Genomic DNA, 20,701 nt, shown 5'->3' on the forward strand with positions numbered 1-20,701 from the left:
TCAGGACCTTCCGAATTCAGAGTTGATGATGTCGAAGATGTCTTCGGCGGAGGCGGAGTCCAGGTCACGTTCGTCCTCGTCGGTGCCGTCACCGGCCGCCTCGTTCTCGGTGTCGTGCCATTTCCGTAGCAGCGCTTCGAGCCGTGCCGTGACCCGCTCGCGTTCCGCCGTGTCGTCGGAAACGTTGGAGAGGGTGAACTCCAGCTTGTCGATCTCCGCGAGGGCCGGGAGTTCCGGCGTGGTGTCCTCGCCCAGGAGGTCGGCGCGCAGCTGGTCCGCGAGCGCGCGGGGCGACGGGTGGTCGAAGACCAGGGTGGCGGTGAGCTTCAGCCCGGTCGCCGCGTTCAGCCGGTTGCGGAGCTCGACGGCGGTGAGCGAGTCGAAGCCCAGCTCCTTGAACGCCCGGCCCGCCTCGACGGCCGTGGTGTCGTCGTGTCCGAGGACCGCGGCGACCTCCGTACGGACCAGGTCGAGCAGGACCCGGTCGGCCTCGGGCCCGGTGAGTCCCGCGAGCCGCTGCCGCAGGGACTCCGCCGGTGCCTCGGCCGTCCCGTCGCCCGCGCCTGCTTCCTCGGCCCGGTCCGCCGCGAGGGCGCGGACGACCTCGGGCAGCTCGGCGATCAGCGGACGGGGGCGGGCCACCGTGAAGGTGGTGGCGAAGCGGTCCCAGTCGACGTCGGCGACGGTGACTGTGGTGTCGTTCCGGTCCAGCGCCTGCTGCAGGGCGGCGATGGCGGAACGCGGTGCCATCACCGGCAGACCGAGGCGGCGCAGCTGCTCGGCCGCCTCGTCGTCGGCGACGAGTCCGCCGTCCGCCCACGGGCCCCAGGCCACCGAGGTGGCGGCGGCGCCCCGGGCGCGTCGCTGCTCGGCCAGCGCGTCGAGGAAGGCGTTGCCCGCCGCGTACGCGCCCTGGCCGCCGCTGCCCCACACCCCGGCGATCGAGGAGAAGAGCACAAAGGCATCCAGCTCGGTTTCGCCGAGCAGCGCGTCCAGATGGGCCGCGCCCGCGACCTTCGCGGCGACCACATCGGCGACGTCCGCCGGGGTGGTCTCCGCGAGCGGTGCGAACTGCCCCGCGCCCGCCGTGTGCACGACCGCGGTGAGCGGGTGCCGCGGGTGTTCGTCGCGGATCCGGGCCAGCAGCCCGGCGACCGCGTCCCGGTCGGTGACATCGCACGCGGCGACGGTCACCTCGGCGCCCTTCGCGGTCAGTTCGGCCGCGAGCTGCTCGGCGCCGGGGGCCTGCTGCCCACGGCGTCCGGCCAGGACGAGGTGGTCGGCGCCGTGGTCCGCCAGCCAGCGCGCCACATGGGCGCCCAGCGCACCGGTACCGCCGGTGACCAGGACCGTGCCGCGGGGCCGCCACGGCGCTCCGGTGGCCGCGGTGCGCTCGGCGTGGACGAGGCGGCGGGCCAGGACTCCGGCCGTACGGATCGCCAACTGGTCCTCGTGCCCGTCGCCGTGTCCGCCGAGCACTCCCGCCAGCCGGTCGGCGGCCCGTTCGTCGAGCGTCGCGGGCAGGTCGATCAGACCGCCCCAGCGCTCCGGGTGCTCCAGCGCGACCACCCGGCCCAGGCCCCAGATCTGCGCCTGTGCGGCGCTGCCCAGCGGCTCGGAGGCGGCGGTGGCGACGGCTCCGGTGGTGGCGCACCACAGCGGGGCGTCCAGGCCCGCGTCCCCGAGTGCCTGCACCAGCACTCCGGTCCGCAGCAGCCCGGTGGGCACGGCGGGGTGGTCGGGGTGCGGTTGCTCGTCCAGGGCCAGCAGGGACAGCACACCGTGGACGGGGTCACCGGCCGCGGCGTGGCGGATGCGGTCGGCGAGCGCGTTCCGGTCGAGGTCCCGGCCACGGACGACGCGCCGGATGTCGGCTCCTCGCTCGGCGAGTGCGTCCACCAGAACCCGAACGGTGTCGGCCCGGCCCGCCGGTTCGACGACCAGCCAGACGCCGGGGACGGCGGCGAGCCGCGGCTCCTCCAGCGGCTTCCACGTGACGCGGTAGCGCCAGCCGTCGAGTGCGGACTGCTCACGTTCGCGACGCCGCCACTCCGACAGCTCCGGGAGCAGCGCGCTCAGCGGCTGGTCCACGTCGATGCCGGCCACGTCCGCCAGCGAGGCGAGGTCGTCGCTCTCCACCGCCTCCCAGAACCGAGCGTCGGCCGTGTCGGTGGCCGGAGCCGCCTGGTCGGGCGTCTGCCGCGCGGCGCCGTCGAGCCAGTAGCGCCGCCGCTGGAACGGGTACGTGGGCAGCTCGACGCGGTGTGCGCCGGTCCCGGCGAACAGCGCCTCCCAGTCCAGGGCCGCGCCCCGGACATGCAGGGTGGCGAGGGCGCCGGTCAGCGTCTCCGCCTCGGGCCGCCCGCCGCGCAGCACGGACACGAAGGCCACGTCGTCCGGGCCGTCCTCGGTGACGCAGTCCTGCGCCATCGCGGACAGCACACCGTCTGGGCCGAGTTCGACGTACGTCGTGACGCCCTGGGCCTCCAGGGCGCGGACACCGTCGAGGAAGCGGACGGCGTGGCGCACGTGGCGCACCCAGTAGTCGGAGCCCATGCCCAGCTCGTCGGTCACCGGCTGTCCGGTGACGGTCGAGACGATCGGGATGCGCGGGGCGTGGTACGTCAGGCCCTCGGCGACCTTGCGGAACCCGGCGAGCATCCCGTCCATGTGCGGGGAGTGGAACGCGTGGCTGACCGTGAGCCGCTTGGTCTTGCGGCCCCGCGCCTCGAAGTCCGCCGCGATCCCGGCAGCGGCGTCCTCGTCGCCCGCGATCACGACCGACGTCGGGCCGTTGAGGGCGGCGATGCTCACGCCGTCGGTGAGCAGCGGCGCCACCTCGTCCTCCGACGCCTGCAGCGCGATCATCGCGCCACCGGACGGCAGCTCCTGCATCAGCCGACCGCGCGCGGCCACCAGCGTGGCGGCGTCCGCCAGCGACAGCACCCCGGCCACATGGGCCGCGGCCAGCTCGCCGATGGAGTGCCCGGCCAGGACGTCGGGCCGCAGCCCGGCGGCCTCGGCCAGCCGGAACAGCGCGACCTCGACGGCGAACAGCGCGGGCTGGGTGAAGCCGGTCCGGTCCAGCGGCTCCTTCTCGGCGCCGAACAGCACGTCGTACAGCGGCCGTTCGAGATGCCGGTCCAGCTCGGCGCAGACCGCGTCCAGCGCCTCGGCGAACACGGGGCTCGCCTCGTACAGCTCGCGCCCCATACCGAGCCGCTGGCTGCCCTGCCCGGTGAAGAGCACGGCCGTACGGCCGTCCGTGGGCACGCCCCGGATCAGCTGCGCGGCGGACTCGCCGTCCGCGAGCGCGGTGAGGCCCGCGAGCAGCCGCTCCCGGTCCGGGCCGAGGACCACCGCGCGGTGCTCCAGGGCGGACCTGGTGGTGGCCAGGGAGTACGCCACGTCCACGGTGTCGAGCCCGGTGTCGGCCTCGATGTGGGCGCGCAGCCGCCCGGCCTGGGCCCGCAACGCGTCCTCACCCTTGGCCGACAGCGGCCAGGCCACCACATCGGGCCGGACGAGCGGGCGCTTCGGCTCGCCGTCCTCGGCCCGCTCGGTCGGCGCGGTCGGCTCCGGGGCCTGCTCCAGGACCGTATGGGCGTTGGTGCCGCTGAAGCCGAACGAGGAGACGCCCGACCGGCGCGGACGGCCGGTCTCCGGCCAGGGCCGGGCCTCGGTCAGCAGCTCGATGTCACCCGCCGACCAGTCGACGTGCGGCGACGGCTCGTCCACGTGCAACGTCTGCGGCAGCACACCGTGCCGCATGGCGAGAACCATCTTGATGATGCCCGCGACACCGGCGGCGGCCTGCGTGTGGCCGATGTTGGACTTGATGGCGCCCAGCAACAGCGGCCGCTCCGGGTCCCGCTCCTGACCGTAGGTGGCCAGCAGCGCCTGTGCCTCGATCGGGTCACCGAGCCGGGTGCCGGTGCCGTGGGCCTCGACCGCGTCCACGTCAGCGGCCGACAGACCCGCACTGGCCAGCGCCTGCCGGATGACGCGCTGCTGCGAGGGCCCGTTCGGCGCCGTCAGACCGTTCGACGCGCCGTCCTGGTTGATGGCGGAGCCGCGGACGAGCGCGAGGACCGGATGGCCGTTGCGGCGCGCGTCCGACAGCCGCTCGACGAGCAGCATGCCGACGCCCTCGCCCCAGCCGGTGCCGTCCGCGCCCGCCGCGAACGCCTTGCACCGGCCGTCGGTGGCCAGGCCGCGCTGACGGCTGAACTCGATGAACGCGCCGGGGCTCGACATGACCGTCACACCACCCGCGAGCGCGATCGAGCACTCGCCCTGGCGCAGCGCCTGGATCGCCCAGTGCAGCGCCACCATCGAGGCGGAGCAGGCCGTGTCGACGGTGACCGCCGGGCCCTCCAGTCCGAAGGTGTACGCGAGGCGGCCGGAGACCACGCTCGCGGCGTTACCGGTGGCGAGGTAGCCCTCGACATCCTCGGGGACCGTGTCCAGCGAGGCCAGGTAGTCCTGCCCGTTGGAGCCGACGAAGACACCGGCCGAGGTGCCGCGCAGCGTCGCCGGGTCGATGCCCGCGCGCTCGAACGCCTCCCACGACGTCTCCAGCAACAGTCGCTGCTGCGGATCCATGGCGAGCGCCTCGCGGGGCGAGACCCCGAAGAACGAGGCGTCGAAGTGGCCCGCGTCGTAGAGGAATCCCCCCTCGCGTGCGTAGAAGGTGCCCCGCTTGTCGGGGTCCGGGTCGTAGAGCGCGTCCAGGTCCCAGCCACGGTCGGACGGGAACTCCGCGATCGCGTCCCCACCCGCCGACAGCAGCTGCCACAGCTCCTCGGGCGAGCGCACCCCGCCCGGGAAGCGGCAGCTCATCGCCACGATCGCGATCGGATCGTCGTCGGTCGCCACCGTCGCGGCCGTCGGCCCCGAGGTGTCGGCGGCGGTGTCCTCGCCGACCAGTTCGCCCCGGAGATAGCCCGCCAGGGCGGAGGCCGTCGGATAGTCGAAGACCAGCGTCGCGGGCAGCTGGACACCCGTCGCCGCGATCAGACGGTTACGGAGTTCAACGGCGGTGAGCGAGTCGAAGCCCAGCTCGCTGAACGCCCGATCGACCCCGATCGACTCCGAGCCGTCATGACCCAGCACCGCGGCCACCTGGCCACGGACCACATCCAGCAGCAACCGGTCCCGCTCGGCCTCACCCAGCCCGGCAAGCCGCGCGGCAAGCCCGCCCTCGGCGGAAGCTCCGCGGGTGTCCTGCCCCGACTGCGCCACGTCCGCGGACTCCGCGAAGTCCGCGATCAGGCGGCTCGGCCGGACAGCGGTGAACTCCGGCGCGAACCGGGCCCAGTCGATGTCCGCGACGGCCACCGCCGCGTCGTCCACGTCCAGCGCCCGCTGAAGGGCGGCGATTGCCACCCCCGCGTCCATCGGCGGCAGACCACCACGGCGCAGCCGCTGCTCCAGGCCGCCGTCCGCGGCCATGCCGCCCTCGGCCCACGGACCCCAGGCGATCGACGTGCCGGGCAGACCCTCGGCGCGCCGACGCTCGGCCAGCGCGTCCAAGGAGGCATTGGCGGCGGCGTAGTTGCCCTGACCCGCGGCACCGAACGTGCCGCTGATCGAGGAGAACAGCACAAACGCCGACAGGTCCAGCTCACGCGTCAGCTCATCCAGATGCGCCGCAGCGGTCACCTTGGCGCGCAGGACATTGGTGAAACGCTCCGGAGTGAGCGAGTCCAGCACGCCGTCGTCCAGCACACCGGCCGTGTGGAACACACCGGTCAGCGGCAGCTCCTCCGGCAGGGAAGCCAGCAGCTCCGCGAGCGCGTCCCGGTCGGCCGCATCGCACGCGGCCACGGTCACGCGGGCACCGGAAGCGGCCAGTTCATCGCGCAGCTCGACGGCGCCCGGAGCATCGAGGCCACGACGGCTGGTGAGCACCACGTGCTCGGCGCCGTTCGCCACCAGCCAGCGGGCCACCCTCGCGCCCAGCGCACCCGTGCCGCCCGTCACCAACGTCGTACCGGCGCCCGGTGTCCAGGACCTGTCGGAGGACGACGCGGATGCCTGGACCAGTCGGCGTCCGAACACGCCCGACGCCCGCACCGCGACCTGGTCCTCGCCACCGGCTCCGGCCAGCACCTCCGCCAGCCGCGCCAGCGCACGGTCATCGGCCGTTGCCGGGAGGTCGACCAGACCACCCCAACGCCCGGGAAGTTCCAGCGCCGCCGCCAGGCCCAGACCCCACAGCTGCGCCTGTGCCGGGCTGACCGCACCGTCCGAACGGCCCACGGCCACCGCGCCCCGCGTGGCCACCCACAGCGGCGCGCCGATGCCCGCGTCGCCGAGCGCCTGCGTCAGCGCCGCCGTGGTCAGCAGACCATCGGCCTCGTCCGCCAGGGCCAGCAGGGACACCACACCGCCGGTCACGGCCTCGTCGCCGTTGGCCGAGGTCAGCCGCGCCGCCACCGCCGTCCGGTCGTCCTCAGCAGCCAGCTCGACCCGCGCCACGTCGACACCACGGTCGTTCAGCATCCGTACGACACCGTCGACCCACGCGGCCTCGGTTGCCTCAGCCGGTACGACCACCAGCCAACGGCCACTCAGGGAAGCGGTAGCGCGGTCGGTGACCGGCTTCCACGACACCCGATAACGCCAGCCGTCCACCGTCGAACGCTGCGACTGCCGCCGACGCCACGACGAGATCGACGGCAGCAGCGACTCCAGCGCGCCGTTGTCCTCGTCACCAAGACCCAGCGTCGCCGCGAGGGATTCCAGATCCCCGCGCTCGATGGCCTCCCAGAAGCGGGCGTCCACCGCGCCCTGGGCCGTGGCGTCAGAGGTGGCCGTGGCCGTCGACACATCCAGCCAGTACCGCCGACGCTGGAAGGCATACGTCGGCAGCTCCACGCGCCGCGCGCCAGCCCCGGCGTAGAACGCCTCCCAGTCCAGGGCCACACCCCGGACCTGCAACGTGGCGAGGGCAGCCGTCACCGACTCCGCCTCCACCCGCCCCTTGCGCAGCGCGGCAGTGAACGCGGCATCCTCGCCGGTCACACACTCCTGCGCCATCGCGGTGAGCACACCATCGGGACCCAGCTCGACGAACGTCGTCACGCCCTGGGCTTCCAACGTCCGCATGCCATCGAGGAAGCGCACCGCCTCCCGGACATGCCGCACCCAGAAGTCGGCACTCGCGATCTCCTCAGCGGAGACGACATCACCGGTCAGGTTGGAGACGATCGGGATACGCGGCGCCTCGTACGAAAGCCCCTGCGCCACCTCGCGGAACGCCTCCAGCATCCCGTCCATACGCGGCGAGTGGAAAGCATGGCTGACCGTGAGCCGCTTCGTCTTACGACCCCGCTCCTCGAAACCGGAAGCGATCTCCAGAACCGCATCCTCGTCACCCGCGATGACCACGGACGACGGCCCGTTGAGGGCGGCGATGCTCACCCGCTCGGTCAGCAGCGGCACCACCTCGTCCTCCGACGCCTGCACCGCGACCATCGCGCCACCGGACGGCAGCTCCTGCATCAACCGACCACGAGCAGCGACCAACTTCGCGGCGTCCGCCAGCGACAGCACACCCGCCACATGCGCGGCAGCCAGCTCACCAATGGAGTGCCCGGAGAGGAAGTCGGGCCGCACACCCCACGCCTCGACCAGCCGGAACAGCGCCACCTCAACCGCGAACAACGCAGGCTGGGTGAAGCCGGTCTGATCCAGGACAGCAGCGTCATCCCCGAACAGCACCGTCTTCAGCGGCCGTTCAAGATGCGCGTCCAGTTCATCGCATACGGCGTCCAGCGCCTCGGCGAACACCGGGTACGCCTCGTACAGCTCACGGCCCATCCCCAGCCGCTGGCTGCCCTGCCCCGTGAACAGGAACGCGAGCTTGCCAGCCACCGGAGAACCCTGCACCACACCCGTGGCCGGTTCGCCGGAAGCCAACGCCTCCAGAGCACGCAGGAAACCCTCACGACCATCGGCCACCAGCACCGCACGGTCCTCGAACGCCGTACGCCCGGCAGCCAGGGTGTAGCCGATCCCGGCCAGGTCCACATCCCCATCGGCGGAACGCACCCGGTCGAGCAGACGAAGGGCCTGCTCACCCAGCGCCTCCCGGCCCATGGCCGACAACGGCCACGGCAGCACCGGCGGCACGGCGGACGGCCGGCCCGCCCCGTCCTCGGAGTCCTCCAGGACCGGCGGCTGCTCGATGATGGTGTGCGCGTTGGTGCCACTGATGCCGAACGACGACACACCCGCACGACGCGGACGGCCCGTCTCGGGCCACTCCACCCGCTCGGTCAGCAGCGAGACCGCACCGTCCGCCCAGTCCACGTTCGGCGACGGCTCGTCCACATGCAGCGTCTGCGGCAGCACGCCGTGCCGCATGGCCATCACCATCTTGATGATGCCCGCGACACCGGCCGCCGCCTGCGTGTGCCCGATGTTGGACTTGATCGAGCCCAGCCACAGCGGCTGGCCCGACCGGTCGCGTCCGTACGTGGCCAGCAGCGCCTGCGCCTCGATCGGGTCGCCCAGCGTCGTACCCGTACCGTGCGCCTCGACCACATCCACATCGCCGGTCGTCAGACCGGCGCTGGTCAGCGACTGCCGGATGACACGCTGCTGGGACGGGCCGTTGGGCGCCGTCAGACCGTTGGACGCACCGTCCTGGTTGATGGCCGAGCCACGCACGATGGCCAGCACCGGGTGGCCGTTACGCCGTGCGTCCGACAGCCGCTCCACGAGCAGCATGCCCGCGCCTTCACTCCAGCCCGTACCGTCCGCCGACGCGGCGAACGACTTGCAGCGACCATCGGCGGCAAGACCGCGCTGACGGCTGAAGTCCACGAACGTCTCAGGGGTGGCCATGACCACCGCACCACCGGCCAGCGCCATCGTGCACTCACCCGAGCGCAGCGCCTGGATCGCCCAGTGCAGCGCCACCAGCGACGACGAGCAGGCCGTGTCGATCGTGACCGCCGGGCCCTCAAGACCCAGGGTGTACGCCACTCGCCCGGAAGCGACACTGCCCGCGTTGCCCGTGCCGATGTAGCCCTCGACACCGTCGGGGATGTCGCCCGGCCCGGAGAGGTAGTCGTGGTAGATGACGCCCGCGAACACGCCGGTCCGGCTGCCGCGCACGGTCGCCGGGTCGATGCCCGCCCGCTCGAACGCCTCCCACGACGTCTCCAGCAACAGTCGCTGCTGCGGATCCATGGCGATGGCCTCGCGCGGCGAGATCCCGAAGAAGTCCGGATCGAAGTCGGCGGCGTCATGCAGGAAGCCACCCTCACGCGTGTACGACGTACCGGCGTGGTCGGGGTCCGGGTGATACAGACCATCGAGGTCCCAGCCACGGTCCACCGGGAAGCCCGAGATGCCATCGCCACCCGTGGCGACCAGCTCCCACAGGTCCTCGGGAGTACGCACCCCACCGGGGAAGCGGCAGCTCATGCCGACGATGACGATCGGATCGTCCCCCACCGCCGGGCTTGCCTCCACCCGAGCGGGAACGAGCGGCGCCGGGGCCTCCTCGTCTCCCACCAGCTCCTCACGCAGATAACCGGCGAGGGTGGTCGGGGTCGGGTAGTCGAAGATGAGCGTTGCCGGAAGCCTCAGCCCGGTGACCGTCTTCAGGTCGTTGCGCAGCTCGACCGCCGTCAGCGAGTCGAAGCCCAGCTCCTTGAACGCCCGCCCGGCCTCGATCACATCGGCCCCGCTGTGCCCCAGCACCGCGGCGACCCGCCCGCACACCAAGTCCAGCAGCTCACGCTCCTGTTCGGCCCGCGTGAGCCCGGCGAGACGCTGGGCGAACGAGGAACCGTCCGTGGCCGTGACGGCCCCCGCTCCGGCCCGCCGGACCGGAGCCCGCACCAGGCCGCGGAACAAGGACGGTACGACACCGGTAGCCGTCGCTTCGGTACGCAGCCCCGCGTAGTCGAGCCGCATCGGGAACAGCACCGCCGAGCCGTCGGCCCGGGCCGCGTCGAACAGCTCAAGCCCCTCGTCGGCAGCGATCGGGGCGATCCCGCCACGCGCGATACGCCGCAGGTCGACCTCGTCCAGGACGCTGCCCATGCCCGCACCGGCCCACAGGCCCCAGGCCAGGGCGGTGGCGGGGAGCCCCTGCGCCACCCGCTGCTGAGCAAGCGCCTCCAGGAAGGAGTTGGCCGCGGCGTAACTCGCCTGCCCCGGAGCGCCGAACACCGCCGCCGCCCCGGAGAACAACACAAACGCCGACAGATCAAGATCCCGCGTCAACTCATGCAGATTCAGCGCCGCATCCACCTTCGGACGCAACACCCCCACCACCCGCTCAGGCGTCAACGAGCCAAGAATGCCGTCATCCAGCACGCCCGCCGTATGCACCACAGCGCTCAACGGATGCTCAGCCGGAACAGCGGCAAGCGTCCCGGCCAGCGCCTCCCGGTCGGCCACATCACACGCCGCCCAGGTCACCTCGGCACCAGCCGCCGCCAGCTCGGCGCCCAACTCCTCCGCACCGTCCGCGCCAGCGCCACGGCGACTGACCAGCAGCAGCCGCCGCACACCATGAGCCGAGACCAGATGACGAGCGAAGAGGCCACCCAGGTTTCCGGAGGCGCCGGTGATCAGCACCGTGCCGTCCTCATCGAAGGACGGAGCGGCTTCGGCGGCGTCGGTGACCGGCACCCGGGCCAGCCGTGGCGCGAGCACCGCACCCGAACGAAGCGTCAGCTCATCCTCGGTCACGCCCAGCGCCGCAGGCACCGAACGGTACGAGCTCTGGTCCCCGTCCACGTCCAGCAGCACCAGACGGCCAGGGTTCTCCGACTGTGCGGAACGGAACAGACCACGCACCGCGGCCTGCGACAGATCCACCACACCCGCACCCGGCTCGGTCTCCACCGCACCCCGGGTCAGCAACACCAACCGCGACCCGGCAAACCGCTCATCGGCCAACCACGCCTGAAGCGTGGCAAGCATGGTCTGCGTGGCCTCGTGCACGGCCGGCGCGTCGCCGCCGTCACCGAGACCGACCAGCAGCACCGTGTCCGGCACGGACGCCCCGGCGTCCACCGCCGTACCCAGCGCCGCCACATCACCGTACGCGGCGAGCCGGATCTGGGTCCCGAACGTGCCGTCGAGTGCGGCCAGTTGCCCGGCATCCGCCCCGAGCACCGCCCATTCGCCCGTCGCCGCACGCATGGCGGGCGCCGGAACCGGCGACCACTCCAGCCGGAACAGCGACTCGTGCAGCCCACTCCGCGCGGCGTGCACCTGGTCGGCCGAGGCCGGGCGCAGCGCCACGGACTCGACCGTGGCCACCGCGCGGCCCATACCGTCAGCGACCAGCAGCGAGACCACGTTCGGCGACTGCTCGGACAACCGCACCCGCAGCGCACCGGCCCCCGCCGCGTGCAACTGCACACCGCTCCACGCGAACGGAAGCAGCGCGCCCTCCGTCGACGCCGCATCGCGGTCGACGCCCTCACTGCCGAGGGCATGCAGCGCGGCGTCCAGCAGCGCCGGGTGCAACCCGAACCGCTCGGCTTCGCCGCCCGACGTCACGTCCGCGTCCTCGGGGAAGCCGACCTCGGCGTACAGATCCTCGCCAAGCCGCCAGGCGCCCTTGAGCCCCCGGAACACCGGCCCATAGCCGAGGCCCGCCCCGGCCAGCTCCTCGTACAGCCCGTCGACCGCGATCGGCGTGGCGCCCTGCGGCGGCCACACACCCAGCTCATCCAGCTCAGCGCTTCGGGCCCCGACGGCGAGCACACCGGCGGCATGCCGCGTCCACGGCTCCGTCCCGAGTGCGTCCTGCCGCCGCGAATGCAGGCTGAAGGAACGGCGACCCGACGCGTCCGGCCCCTCCACCACGAGCTGCACCCGCACCCCGGTGTGCTCCGGGAGCACAAGCGGGGCCTCCAGGGTCAGTTCGTCCAGCCGCGCATAACCCACCTGGGCACCGGCAGCACACGCCAGCTCCACGAAGGCCGTGCCGGGCAGCAGCACGGTGTCCATGACCTCGTGATCCGCCAACCACGGATGCGTACGAGGGGAAAGCACCCCCGTGAACAGATAGCCATCGTCATCCGCGAGCGCGACGGCGGCGCCGAGCAGCGGATGCTCGATGTCACCCATCCCGACCGACTCCAGGTCGCCCACCGCGAGGGGGGCGGCGGTCGGCCAGTACCGCTGGCGCTGGAAGGCATACGTCGGCAGATCCACCCGCCGCGCACCGGCCCCGCCGAAGACAGCCGTCCAGTCCGGCGTCACCCCGCGCACATGCGCCCGGGCGACGGCCGACAGCAGAGCCTCGGCCTCGGGACGGTCCTTGCGGCAGACGGCGGCGAACGCGGCGTCGGTGTCGTCGCCGGTCAGGCACTCCTGCGCCATCGCGGAGAGCACACCGTCGGGGCCCAGCTCGACGAAGGTGGTCACGCCCTGAGCCTCAAGGGTCCGCACACCGTCGAGGAAGCGCACGGCCTCCCAGACATGCCGCACCCAGAAGTCCGGGCTGGTGATCTCCTCGGCGGACACCACGGCACCGGTCAGGTTCGACACGATCGGGATGCGCGGCGCCTCGTACGAAAGCCCCTGCGCGACCTCGCGGAACGCGTCCAGCATGCCGTCCATGCGCGGCGAGTGGAACGCGTGGCTGACCGTGAGCCGCTTGGTCTTACGACCCTGCGCCTCGAAAGACGCGGCGATCTCCAGAACCGCATCCTCGTCACCCGCGACGACCACCGACGACGGCCCGTTGAGGGCGGCAATGCTCACCCGCTCACCGAGCAGCGGCAGCACCTCGTCCTCCGACGCCTGCACCGCCACCATCGCGCCACCGGCCGGAAGCTCCTGCATCAGACGCCCACGAGCCGCCACCAGCGTGCACGTGTCATCAAGGGAGAGCACACCCGCCACATGCGCGGCAGCCAGCTCACCAATCGAATGACCGGACAGGAAGTCCGGCCGCAGACCCCACGCCTCGACCAGCCGGAACAACGCCACCTCAACCGCGAACAACGCAGGCTGGGTGAACCCGGTCCGGTCCAGCGCCGAGGCATCGTCCCCGAACAGGACGTCCCGCAGCGGCCGCTCAAGATGCAGGTCCAGATGCGCACACACCGCGTCCAGGGCATCGGCGAACACAGGGAAGGCGTCGTACAGCTCGCGGCCCATGCCCAGCCGCTGGCTGCCCTGACCGGTGAACAGGAACGCCAGCTTGCCTTCCGCGACGGTCCCCTCGACCACACCCGGGGCGGACTCGCCCTCTGCCAGCGCGTCGAGCGTCCGCAGCAGCTCGTTCCGGTCACCAACGGTGACCACCGCACGCCGCTCCAGAGCAGCGCGACCGACGGCCAAGGCATGAGCTACATCGAGCAGCCCCGACTCCGGCCGCGTCTCGATGTGAGTGCGCAGGCGCGCGGCCTGCTCCCGCAGCGCCCCAGCGTTCTTGGCCGACAGGACGAACGGCAGGAGTCCGCCGAGGTCACGCGGCTCGGCCACCTCGGTCGGTTCGTCCACCACCGGGGCCTGCTCGATGATGGTGTGCGCGTTGGTGCCGCTGATGCCGAACGAGGAGATACCGGCGCGGCGCAGGCGGCCCGTCTCCGGCCACTCCGTCTGCTCCGTCAGCAGCGAGACCGCGCCCATCGACCAGTCGACGTGCGGCGACGGCTCATCCACGTGCAGCGTGCGCGGCAGCACACCGTGCCGCATGGCCATCACCATCTTGATGATGCCCGCGACACCAGCCGCCGCCTGCGTGTGCCCGATGTTCGACTTGATGGAACCCAGCCACAACGGCTGCTCCCCATCCCGCTCCTGCCCGTACGTGGCCAGCAACGCCTGCGCCTCGATCGGGTCGCCCAGCGTCGTACCGGTGCCATGGGCCTCGACCGCGTCCACCTCGGACACGGACAGACCAGCACCGGCCAGCGCCTGCCGGATGACACGCTGCTGCGACGGGCCATTCGGCGCCGTCAGACCATTCGACGCACCGTCCTGGTTGATCGCCGAGCCACGCACCGTCGCCAGCACCGGGTGGCCGTTGCGGCGAGCATCCGACAGCCGCTCCACCAGCAGCATGCCCGCGCCCTCGCCCCAGCCCGTGCCATTCGCACCGGCCGCGAACGCCTTGATCCGACCATCCGCCGCAAGCCCACGCTGACGGCTGAAGTCGATGAAGTTGTCGGGCGTGGACATGACCGTCACACCACCCGCGAGTGCCATCGAGCACTCGCCACTCCGCAGCGCCTGAACGGCCATGTGCAGGGCGACCAGCGACGACGAGCAGGCCGTGTCCACCGTCACCGCCGGGCCCTCAAGCCCGAAGGTGTACGAGATCCGACCGGACACCACACTCGCCGCGTTGCCCGTACCCCAGTGGCCCTCAAGCCCCTCAGACGCACGCTCAAGCAGCGACAGGTAGTCCTGGCCGTTGGTACCGGCGAAGACACCGACCTGCTGACCACGCACAGTGGCCGGGTCGATGCCCGCCCGCTCGAACGCCTCCCACGACGTCTCCAGCAGCAACCGCTGCTGCGGATCCATCGCAAGCGCCTCACGCGGCGAAATCCCGAAGAACGAGGCGTCGAAATCCCCGGCGTCGTAAAGGAAACCACCCTCACGCGTGTACGACGTCCCCTGACGCTCCGGGTTGGGGTCGTACAGCCCCGCCAGGTCCCAGCCACGGTCGGACGGGAACTCGGCTACCGCGTCCCCACCCGCCGACAGCAACTCCCACAGCTCTTCCGGCGAGCGCACCCCACCCGGGAAGCGGCAGCTCATCGCCACGATCGCGATCGGATCGTCGGCCACCGCAACCGTCGGCGCCACCACACCACCGGTCACCGCGACATCCACGCCCAGCAGTTCGGTACGCAGATGATCGGCCAGAACGGCCGCGTTGGGGTAGTCGTAAATCAGCGTGGCGGACAGCTTCAGCCCAGTCGCCGCGCTCAGGCGGTTACGGAGTTCAACGGCGGTGAGCGAGTCGAAGCCCAGCTCCTTGAAGGCACGCCCGCCCTCGACCGCCTCGGCCCCGCCGTGCCCCAGCACCGACGCGACCTGCCCACGCACCAACTCCAGCAGCGTCTGCGCGCGCTCGGTCTCCGTCAGACCGGCCAGCCGCTCGGCCAGCGTCCCGGTCCCGGCGGTGGCGGCCGGACGCGGCGCACCCGCGCCGTCCGACACCGGACGGGCCGCAGGCAGCTCGCCGAAGAGCACACTCGCTCGCACGGCGGTGAACTCGCCGAGGAACCGGTCCCAGTCGATGTCCGCCACCGTCACGGCGATGTCATCGAGTTCCAGCGCGCGCTGCAGTGCGGCGACGGCCGACTCGGGCGCCATCGGCGGCACCCCATCACGACGCATCCGCCGCTCAAGCGCCTCATCCGCAGCCATGCCACCCTCGGCCCACGGGCCCCAGGCGATCGACGTGGCAGGCAGCCCCTCGGCACGCCGACGCTCGGCCAACGCATCCAGATACGCATTGGCCGCCGCATAGTTGCCCTGACCGGCCGCACCCACCGAACCACTGATGGACGAGAAGAGCACAAACGCCGAAAGGTCCAGCTCACGCGTCAGCTCGTCCAGATGGAACGCGGCGTCGGCCTTCGCCCGGAGCACCGAGGCGAACCGCTCGGGGGTGAGCGAGTCCAGTACGCCGTCGTCCAGCGCACCGGCCGCATGCACAACAGCGGTCAGCGCAAGCTCCGCCGGAAGCCCGGCCAGCAGCTCCGCGAGCGCGTCCCGGTCGGACACATCACACGCGGCCACGGTCACCCGCGCACCGGACGCGGACAGCTCGTCCCGCAGCTCCACCGCACCCGGGGCCTCCAGCCCACGACGGCTGGTGAGCACCACGTGCTCGGCGCCCTTGTCGATCAGCCAACGGGCCACGTGCGCGCCCAGCGCACCCGTGCCACCCGTCACCAGCACCGACCCGGCACCCGGAGTCCAGGAGCCGTCCGACGCGGAGGCGGACGCCGGCACCAACCGACGTCCGAACACGCCCGAAGCACGTACCGCGGCCTGGTCTTCACCACCGGCTCCGGCCAGCACCTCGGCCAGCCGCGCAATCGCACGGTCATCCACCGACTCCGGCAGATCGACCAGACCACCCCAGCGCTCCGGCAGCTCCAGAGCCGCCACCCGGCCCAGACCCCACAGCTGCGCCTGATCCGGGCTGACCGCGCCATCCGAACGGCCCACAGCCACCGCGCCACGCGTGGCCACCCACAACGGCGCACCGACACCCGCATCGCCCAGCGCCTGCGTCAGCGCCGCCGTACGCAGCAGCGCGTCACCCTCAGCGAGGGCGAGCAAGGACACCACACCGGTCACGGCCTCGTCACCCACGGCCGAGGTCAACCGCTCCGCCACCGCGGCACGGTCCTCATCGGCAGCCAGCTCGACCCGCACCACGTCGACACCACGGTCGTCCAGCATCCGTACGACACCGTCGACCCACGCATCCTCGACCGACCCCGCCGGTACGACCACCAGCCAACGACCGCTCAGGGAAGCAGCAGCACGGTCAGTGACCGGCTTCCACGACACCCGATAACGCCAGCCATCCACCGTCGAACGCTCCGACTGCCGCCGACGCCACGACGAGATCGACGGCAACAGGGCTTCCAGAGCGCCATTGTCCTCGTCACCAAGACCCAGCGTCGCAGCAAGCGACTCCAGATCCCCACGCTCCACCGCATCCCAGAAGCGGGCATCCACGGCGTCCAACGCCGTGGCACCGGAGGCGACCGTGGCCGTCGACACATCCAGCCAGTACCGCCGACGCTGGAAGGCATACGTCGGCAGCTCCACGCGCCGCGCACCAGCCCCGGCGTAGAACGCCTCCCAGTCCAGGGCCACGCCCCGGACCTGCAACGTGGCGAGGGCAGCCGTCACCGACTCCGCCTCCACCCGCCCCTTGCGCAGCGCGGCCACGAACGCGGCATCCTCGCCGGTCACGCACTCCTGCGCCATCGCGGTGAGCACACCATCGGGACCCAGCTCGACGAAAGTCGTCACGCCCTGAGCCTCAAGGGTGCGGACACCATCGAGGAAGCGGACCGCCTCCCGGACATGCCGCACCCAGAAGTCGGCAGTCGTGATGTCCTCGGCGGAGACGACATTCCCGGTCAGGTTGGAGACGATCGGGATACGCGGCGCCTCGTACGACAGCCCCTCGGCCACCTCGCGGAACGCGTCCAGCATCCCGTCCATACGCGGCGAGTGGAAAGCATGGCTGACCGTGAGCCGCTTCGTCTTACGACCCTGCGCCTCGAAACCGGAAGCGATCTCCAGAACCGCATCCTCGTCACCCGCGATGACCACGGACGACGGCCCGTTGAGGGCAGCAATGCTCACCCGCTCGGTCAGCAGCGGCACCACCTCGTCCTCCGACACCTGCACCGCAACCATCGCGCCGCCCGCCGGAAGCTCCTGCATCAGGCGACCACGCGCCGCCACCAACTTCGCGGCGTCGTCAAGGGAGAGCACACCCGCCACATGCGCGGCAGCCAGCTCACCAATCGAATGACCGGAGAGGAAGTCCGGCGTCAGACCCCACGCCTCAACAAGACGGAACAGCGCCACCTCAACCGCGAACAACGCAGGCTGGGTGAAGCCGGTCTGATCCAGAGCCTCGGCATCGTCCCCGAACAGGACGTCCCGCAACGGCCGCTCAAGGTACAGATCCAGATGCGCGCACACCGCGTCGAGAGCATCGGCGAACACCGGATAGGCGTCGTACAGCTCACGCCCCATCCCGAGCCGCTGGCTCCCCTGCCCCGTGAACAGGAACGCCACCTTGCCGCGCTCGGCCACCGAGCCCTCGATGAGGCCCGGGGCGGACTCGCCCCGCTCCAGCGCGTCCAGGCCCGCGAGGAACGTCTCACGGTCAGTGGTGACGAGCGCCGCACGCTGTTCCAGCGTGGCGCGGCTGGTGGCAAGCGAGAAGGCAAGGTCGGTCGCGGTCAGTTCGGGACGGGCCCGGAGATGGGCGGCCAGCTGAACGGCCTGGGCGCGCAGAGCCTGCCCGTCCTTCGCCGACAGCAGCCACGGCAACGCGGCCAGCTCACGCGACTCGGGTTCCTCGGCCAGTGCGGCCGAAAGGGCCGGGACCGGGGCCTGCTCGATGATGGTGTGCGCGTTGGTGCCGCTGATGCCGAACGAGGAGATACCGGCGCGGCGCAGGCGGCCCGTCTCCGGCCACTCCGTCTGCTCCGTCAGCAGCGACACCGCGCCCGCCGACCAGTCGACGTGCGGCGACGGCTCGTCCACGTGCAGCGTTTGCGGCAGCACGCCATGCCGCATCGCCAGCACCATCTTGATGATGCCCGCGACACCAGCCGCCGCCTGCGTGTGCCCGATGTTCGACTTGATGGAACCCAGCCACAACGGCTGCTCCCCATCCCGCTCCTGCCCGTACGTGGCCAGCAGCGCCTGCGCCTCGATCGGGTCGCCCAGCGTCGTACCCGTACCGTGCGCCTCGACCACATCCACATCACCGGCCGACAACCCCGCACCGGCCAGCGCCTGGCGGATCACCCGCTGCTGCGACGGGCCGTTCGGCGCCGTCAGACCATTCGACGCACCATCCTGGTTGATCGCCGAACCACGCACGACCGCCAACACCGGGTGGCCGTTCTTCTCCGCGTCCGACAGCCGCTCGACCAGCAGCATGCCCGCGCCTTCGCCCCAGCCCGTGCCATCCGCACCGGCCGCGAACGCCTTGATACGACCATCCGCAGCCAGCCCACGCTGACGGCTGAAGTCGATGAAGTTGTCGGGCGTGGACATCACCGTCACACCACCCGCGAGTGCCATCGAGCACTCGCCACTCCGCAGCGCCTGAACGGCCATGTGCAGGGCGACCAGCGACGACGAACACGCCGTGTCGACGGTGACGGCCGGACCCTCAAGACCGAAGGTGTAGGCCACCCGCCCGGACACCACGCTCGCCGCATTGCCCGTGCCCAAATGGCCTTCCAGACCCTCGGGCGCCTGCATCAGCAGCGACAGGTAGTCCTGGCCGTTGGTCCCGGCGAACACACCGACCTGCTGACCACGCACAGTGGCCGGGTCAATGCCCGCCCGCTCGAACGCCTCCCAGGAGGTCTCCAGCAGCAACCGCTGCTGCGGATCCATCGCCAGCGCCTCACGCGGCGAAATCCCGAAGAACGAGGCGTCGAAATCCCCGGCGTCGTAAAGGAAACCACCCTCACGCGTGTACGACGTCCCCAGACGGTCCGGGTCCGGGTCGTACAGCCCCGCCAGATCCCAGCCACGGTCGGACGGGAACTCCGCAATCGCGTCCCCACCCGCCGTCAACAGCTCCCACAGGTCTTCGGGCGAGCGCACGCCGCCCGGGAAACGGCAGCTCATCGCCACGATCGCGATCGGATCGTCGGCTACCGCAACCGTCGGCGCAACCACACCACCAGTAGCCGCGACATCCACGCCCAGCAGCTCCGTACGCAGATGGTCTGCGAGGACGGCCGCGTTGGGGTAGTCGTAAATCAGCGTGGCGGACAGCTTCAGCCCGGTCGCCGCGTTCAGGCGGTTACGCAGCTCCACCGCCGTGAGCGAGTCGAAGCCCAGCTCCTTGAAGGCACGCCCGCCCTCGACCGCCTCGGCCCCGCCGTGCCCCAGCACCGACGCGACCTGCCCACGCACCAACTCCAGCAGCTCACGGTCCTGTTCAGCCCTCGGGAGGCCGCTCAGCCGCTCACCGAGAGGCGAGGCAGCGTTGGCGTCGGTGACGACCTGTCCGGTCTCGGCGCCGGTCGCGCCACGCGTCCCGACCTCCGGCAGATCGGCGATCAGCTGGCTCGGCCGTACGGCGGTGAACGTGCGGGCGTAGCTCTCCCAGTCAATGTCCGCGACCGTTACGGCGACGTCATCGAGTTCCAGCGCGCGCTGCAGTGCGGCGACGGCCGACTCGGGCGCCATCGGCGGCACCCCATCACGACGCATCCGCCGCTCAAGCGCCTCGTCCGCAGCCATGCCACCCTCGGCCCACGGACCCCAGGCGATCGACGTGGCAGGCAGCCCCTCGGCACGCCGACGCTCGGCCAACGCATCCAGATACGCATTGGCCGCCGCATAGTTACCCTGCCCGGCCGCACCCACCGAACCACTGATGGACGAGAAGAGCACAAACGCCGAAAGGTCCAGCTCACGCGTCAACTCATGGAGGTTCTGCGCGGAGGCAGCCTTGGCGCGCAGCACCCGCTCCAGGCGCTCGGCGTCCAGCGTGTCCACAACGCCGTCGTCCAGCACACCGGCCGCATGCACAACAGCGGTCAGCGCAAGCTCCGCCGGAAGCCCGGCCAGCAGCTCCGCGAGCGCGTCCCGGTCCGCCACATCACACGCGGCCACCGTCACGCGAGCGCCCGACGCCACCAACTCGTCCCGCAGCTCCACCGCACCCGGAGCCTCCAGCCCACGACGGCTGGTCAGCACCACATGCCCGGCGCCATTCGCCACCAGCCAGCGCGCCACATGTGCGCCAAGCGCACCCGTGCCACCAGTCACCAGCACCGATCCGGCACCCGGTGTCCAGGAGCTGTCCGAAGCGGGCGCGGATGCCCGTACCAGCCGACGTCCGAACACGCCCGAAGCGCGCACCGCGGCCTGGTCCTCACCAGCGGCCCCGGCCAGCACACCCGCCAGCCGCGCCAACGCCCGCTCATCCACCGACTCCGGCAGATCAACGAGACCG

The 20,701-nt window shown here is 71.7% G+C and carries 1 protein-coding gene (cut by a window edge); it reads right to left on the minus strand.

All coding sequences use genetic code 11. From position 1 onward, the window contains the following. Window positions 1–20,701: the 3' portion of a type I polyketide synthase gene (locus ACZ59A_RS05505; protein ID WP_470953818.1), read on the minus strand. The gene runs 18,266 nt beyond the window's last position; 20,701 of the gene's 38,967 nt are visible here — the last part of the coding sequence; its start codon lies beyond the right edge, outside the window — the gene reads right to left on this strand; its stop codon occupies window positions 1–3.

This window comes from Streptomyces sp. NPDC040405, assembly GCF_055595765.1.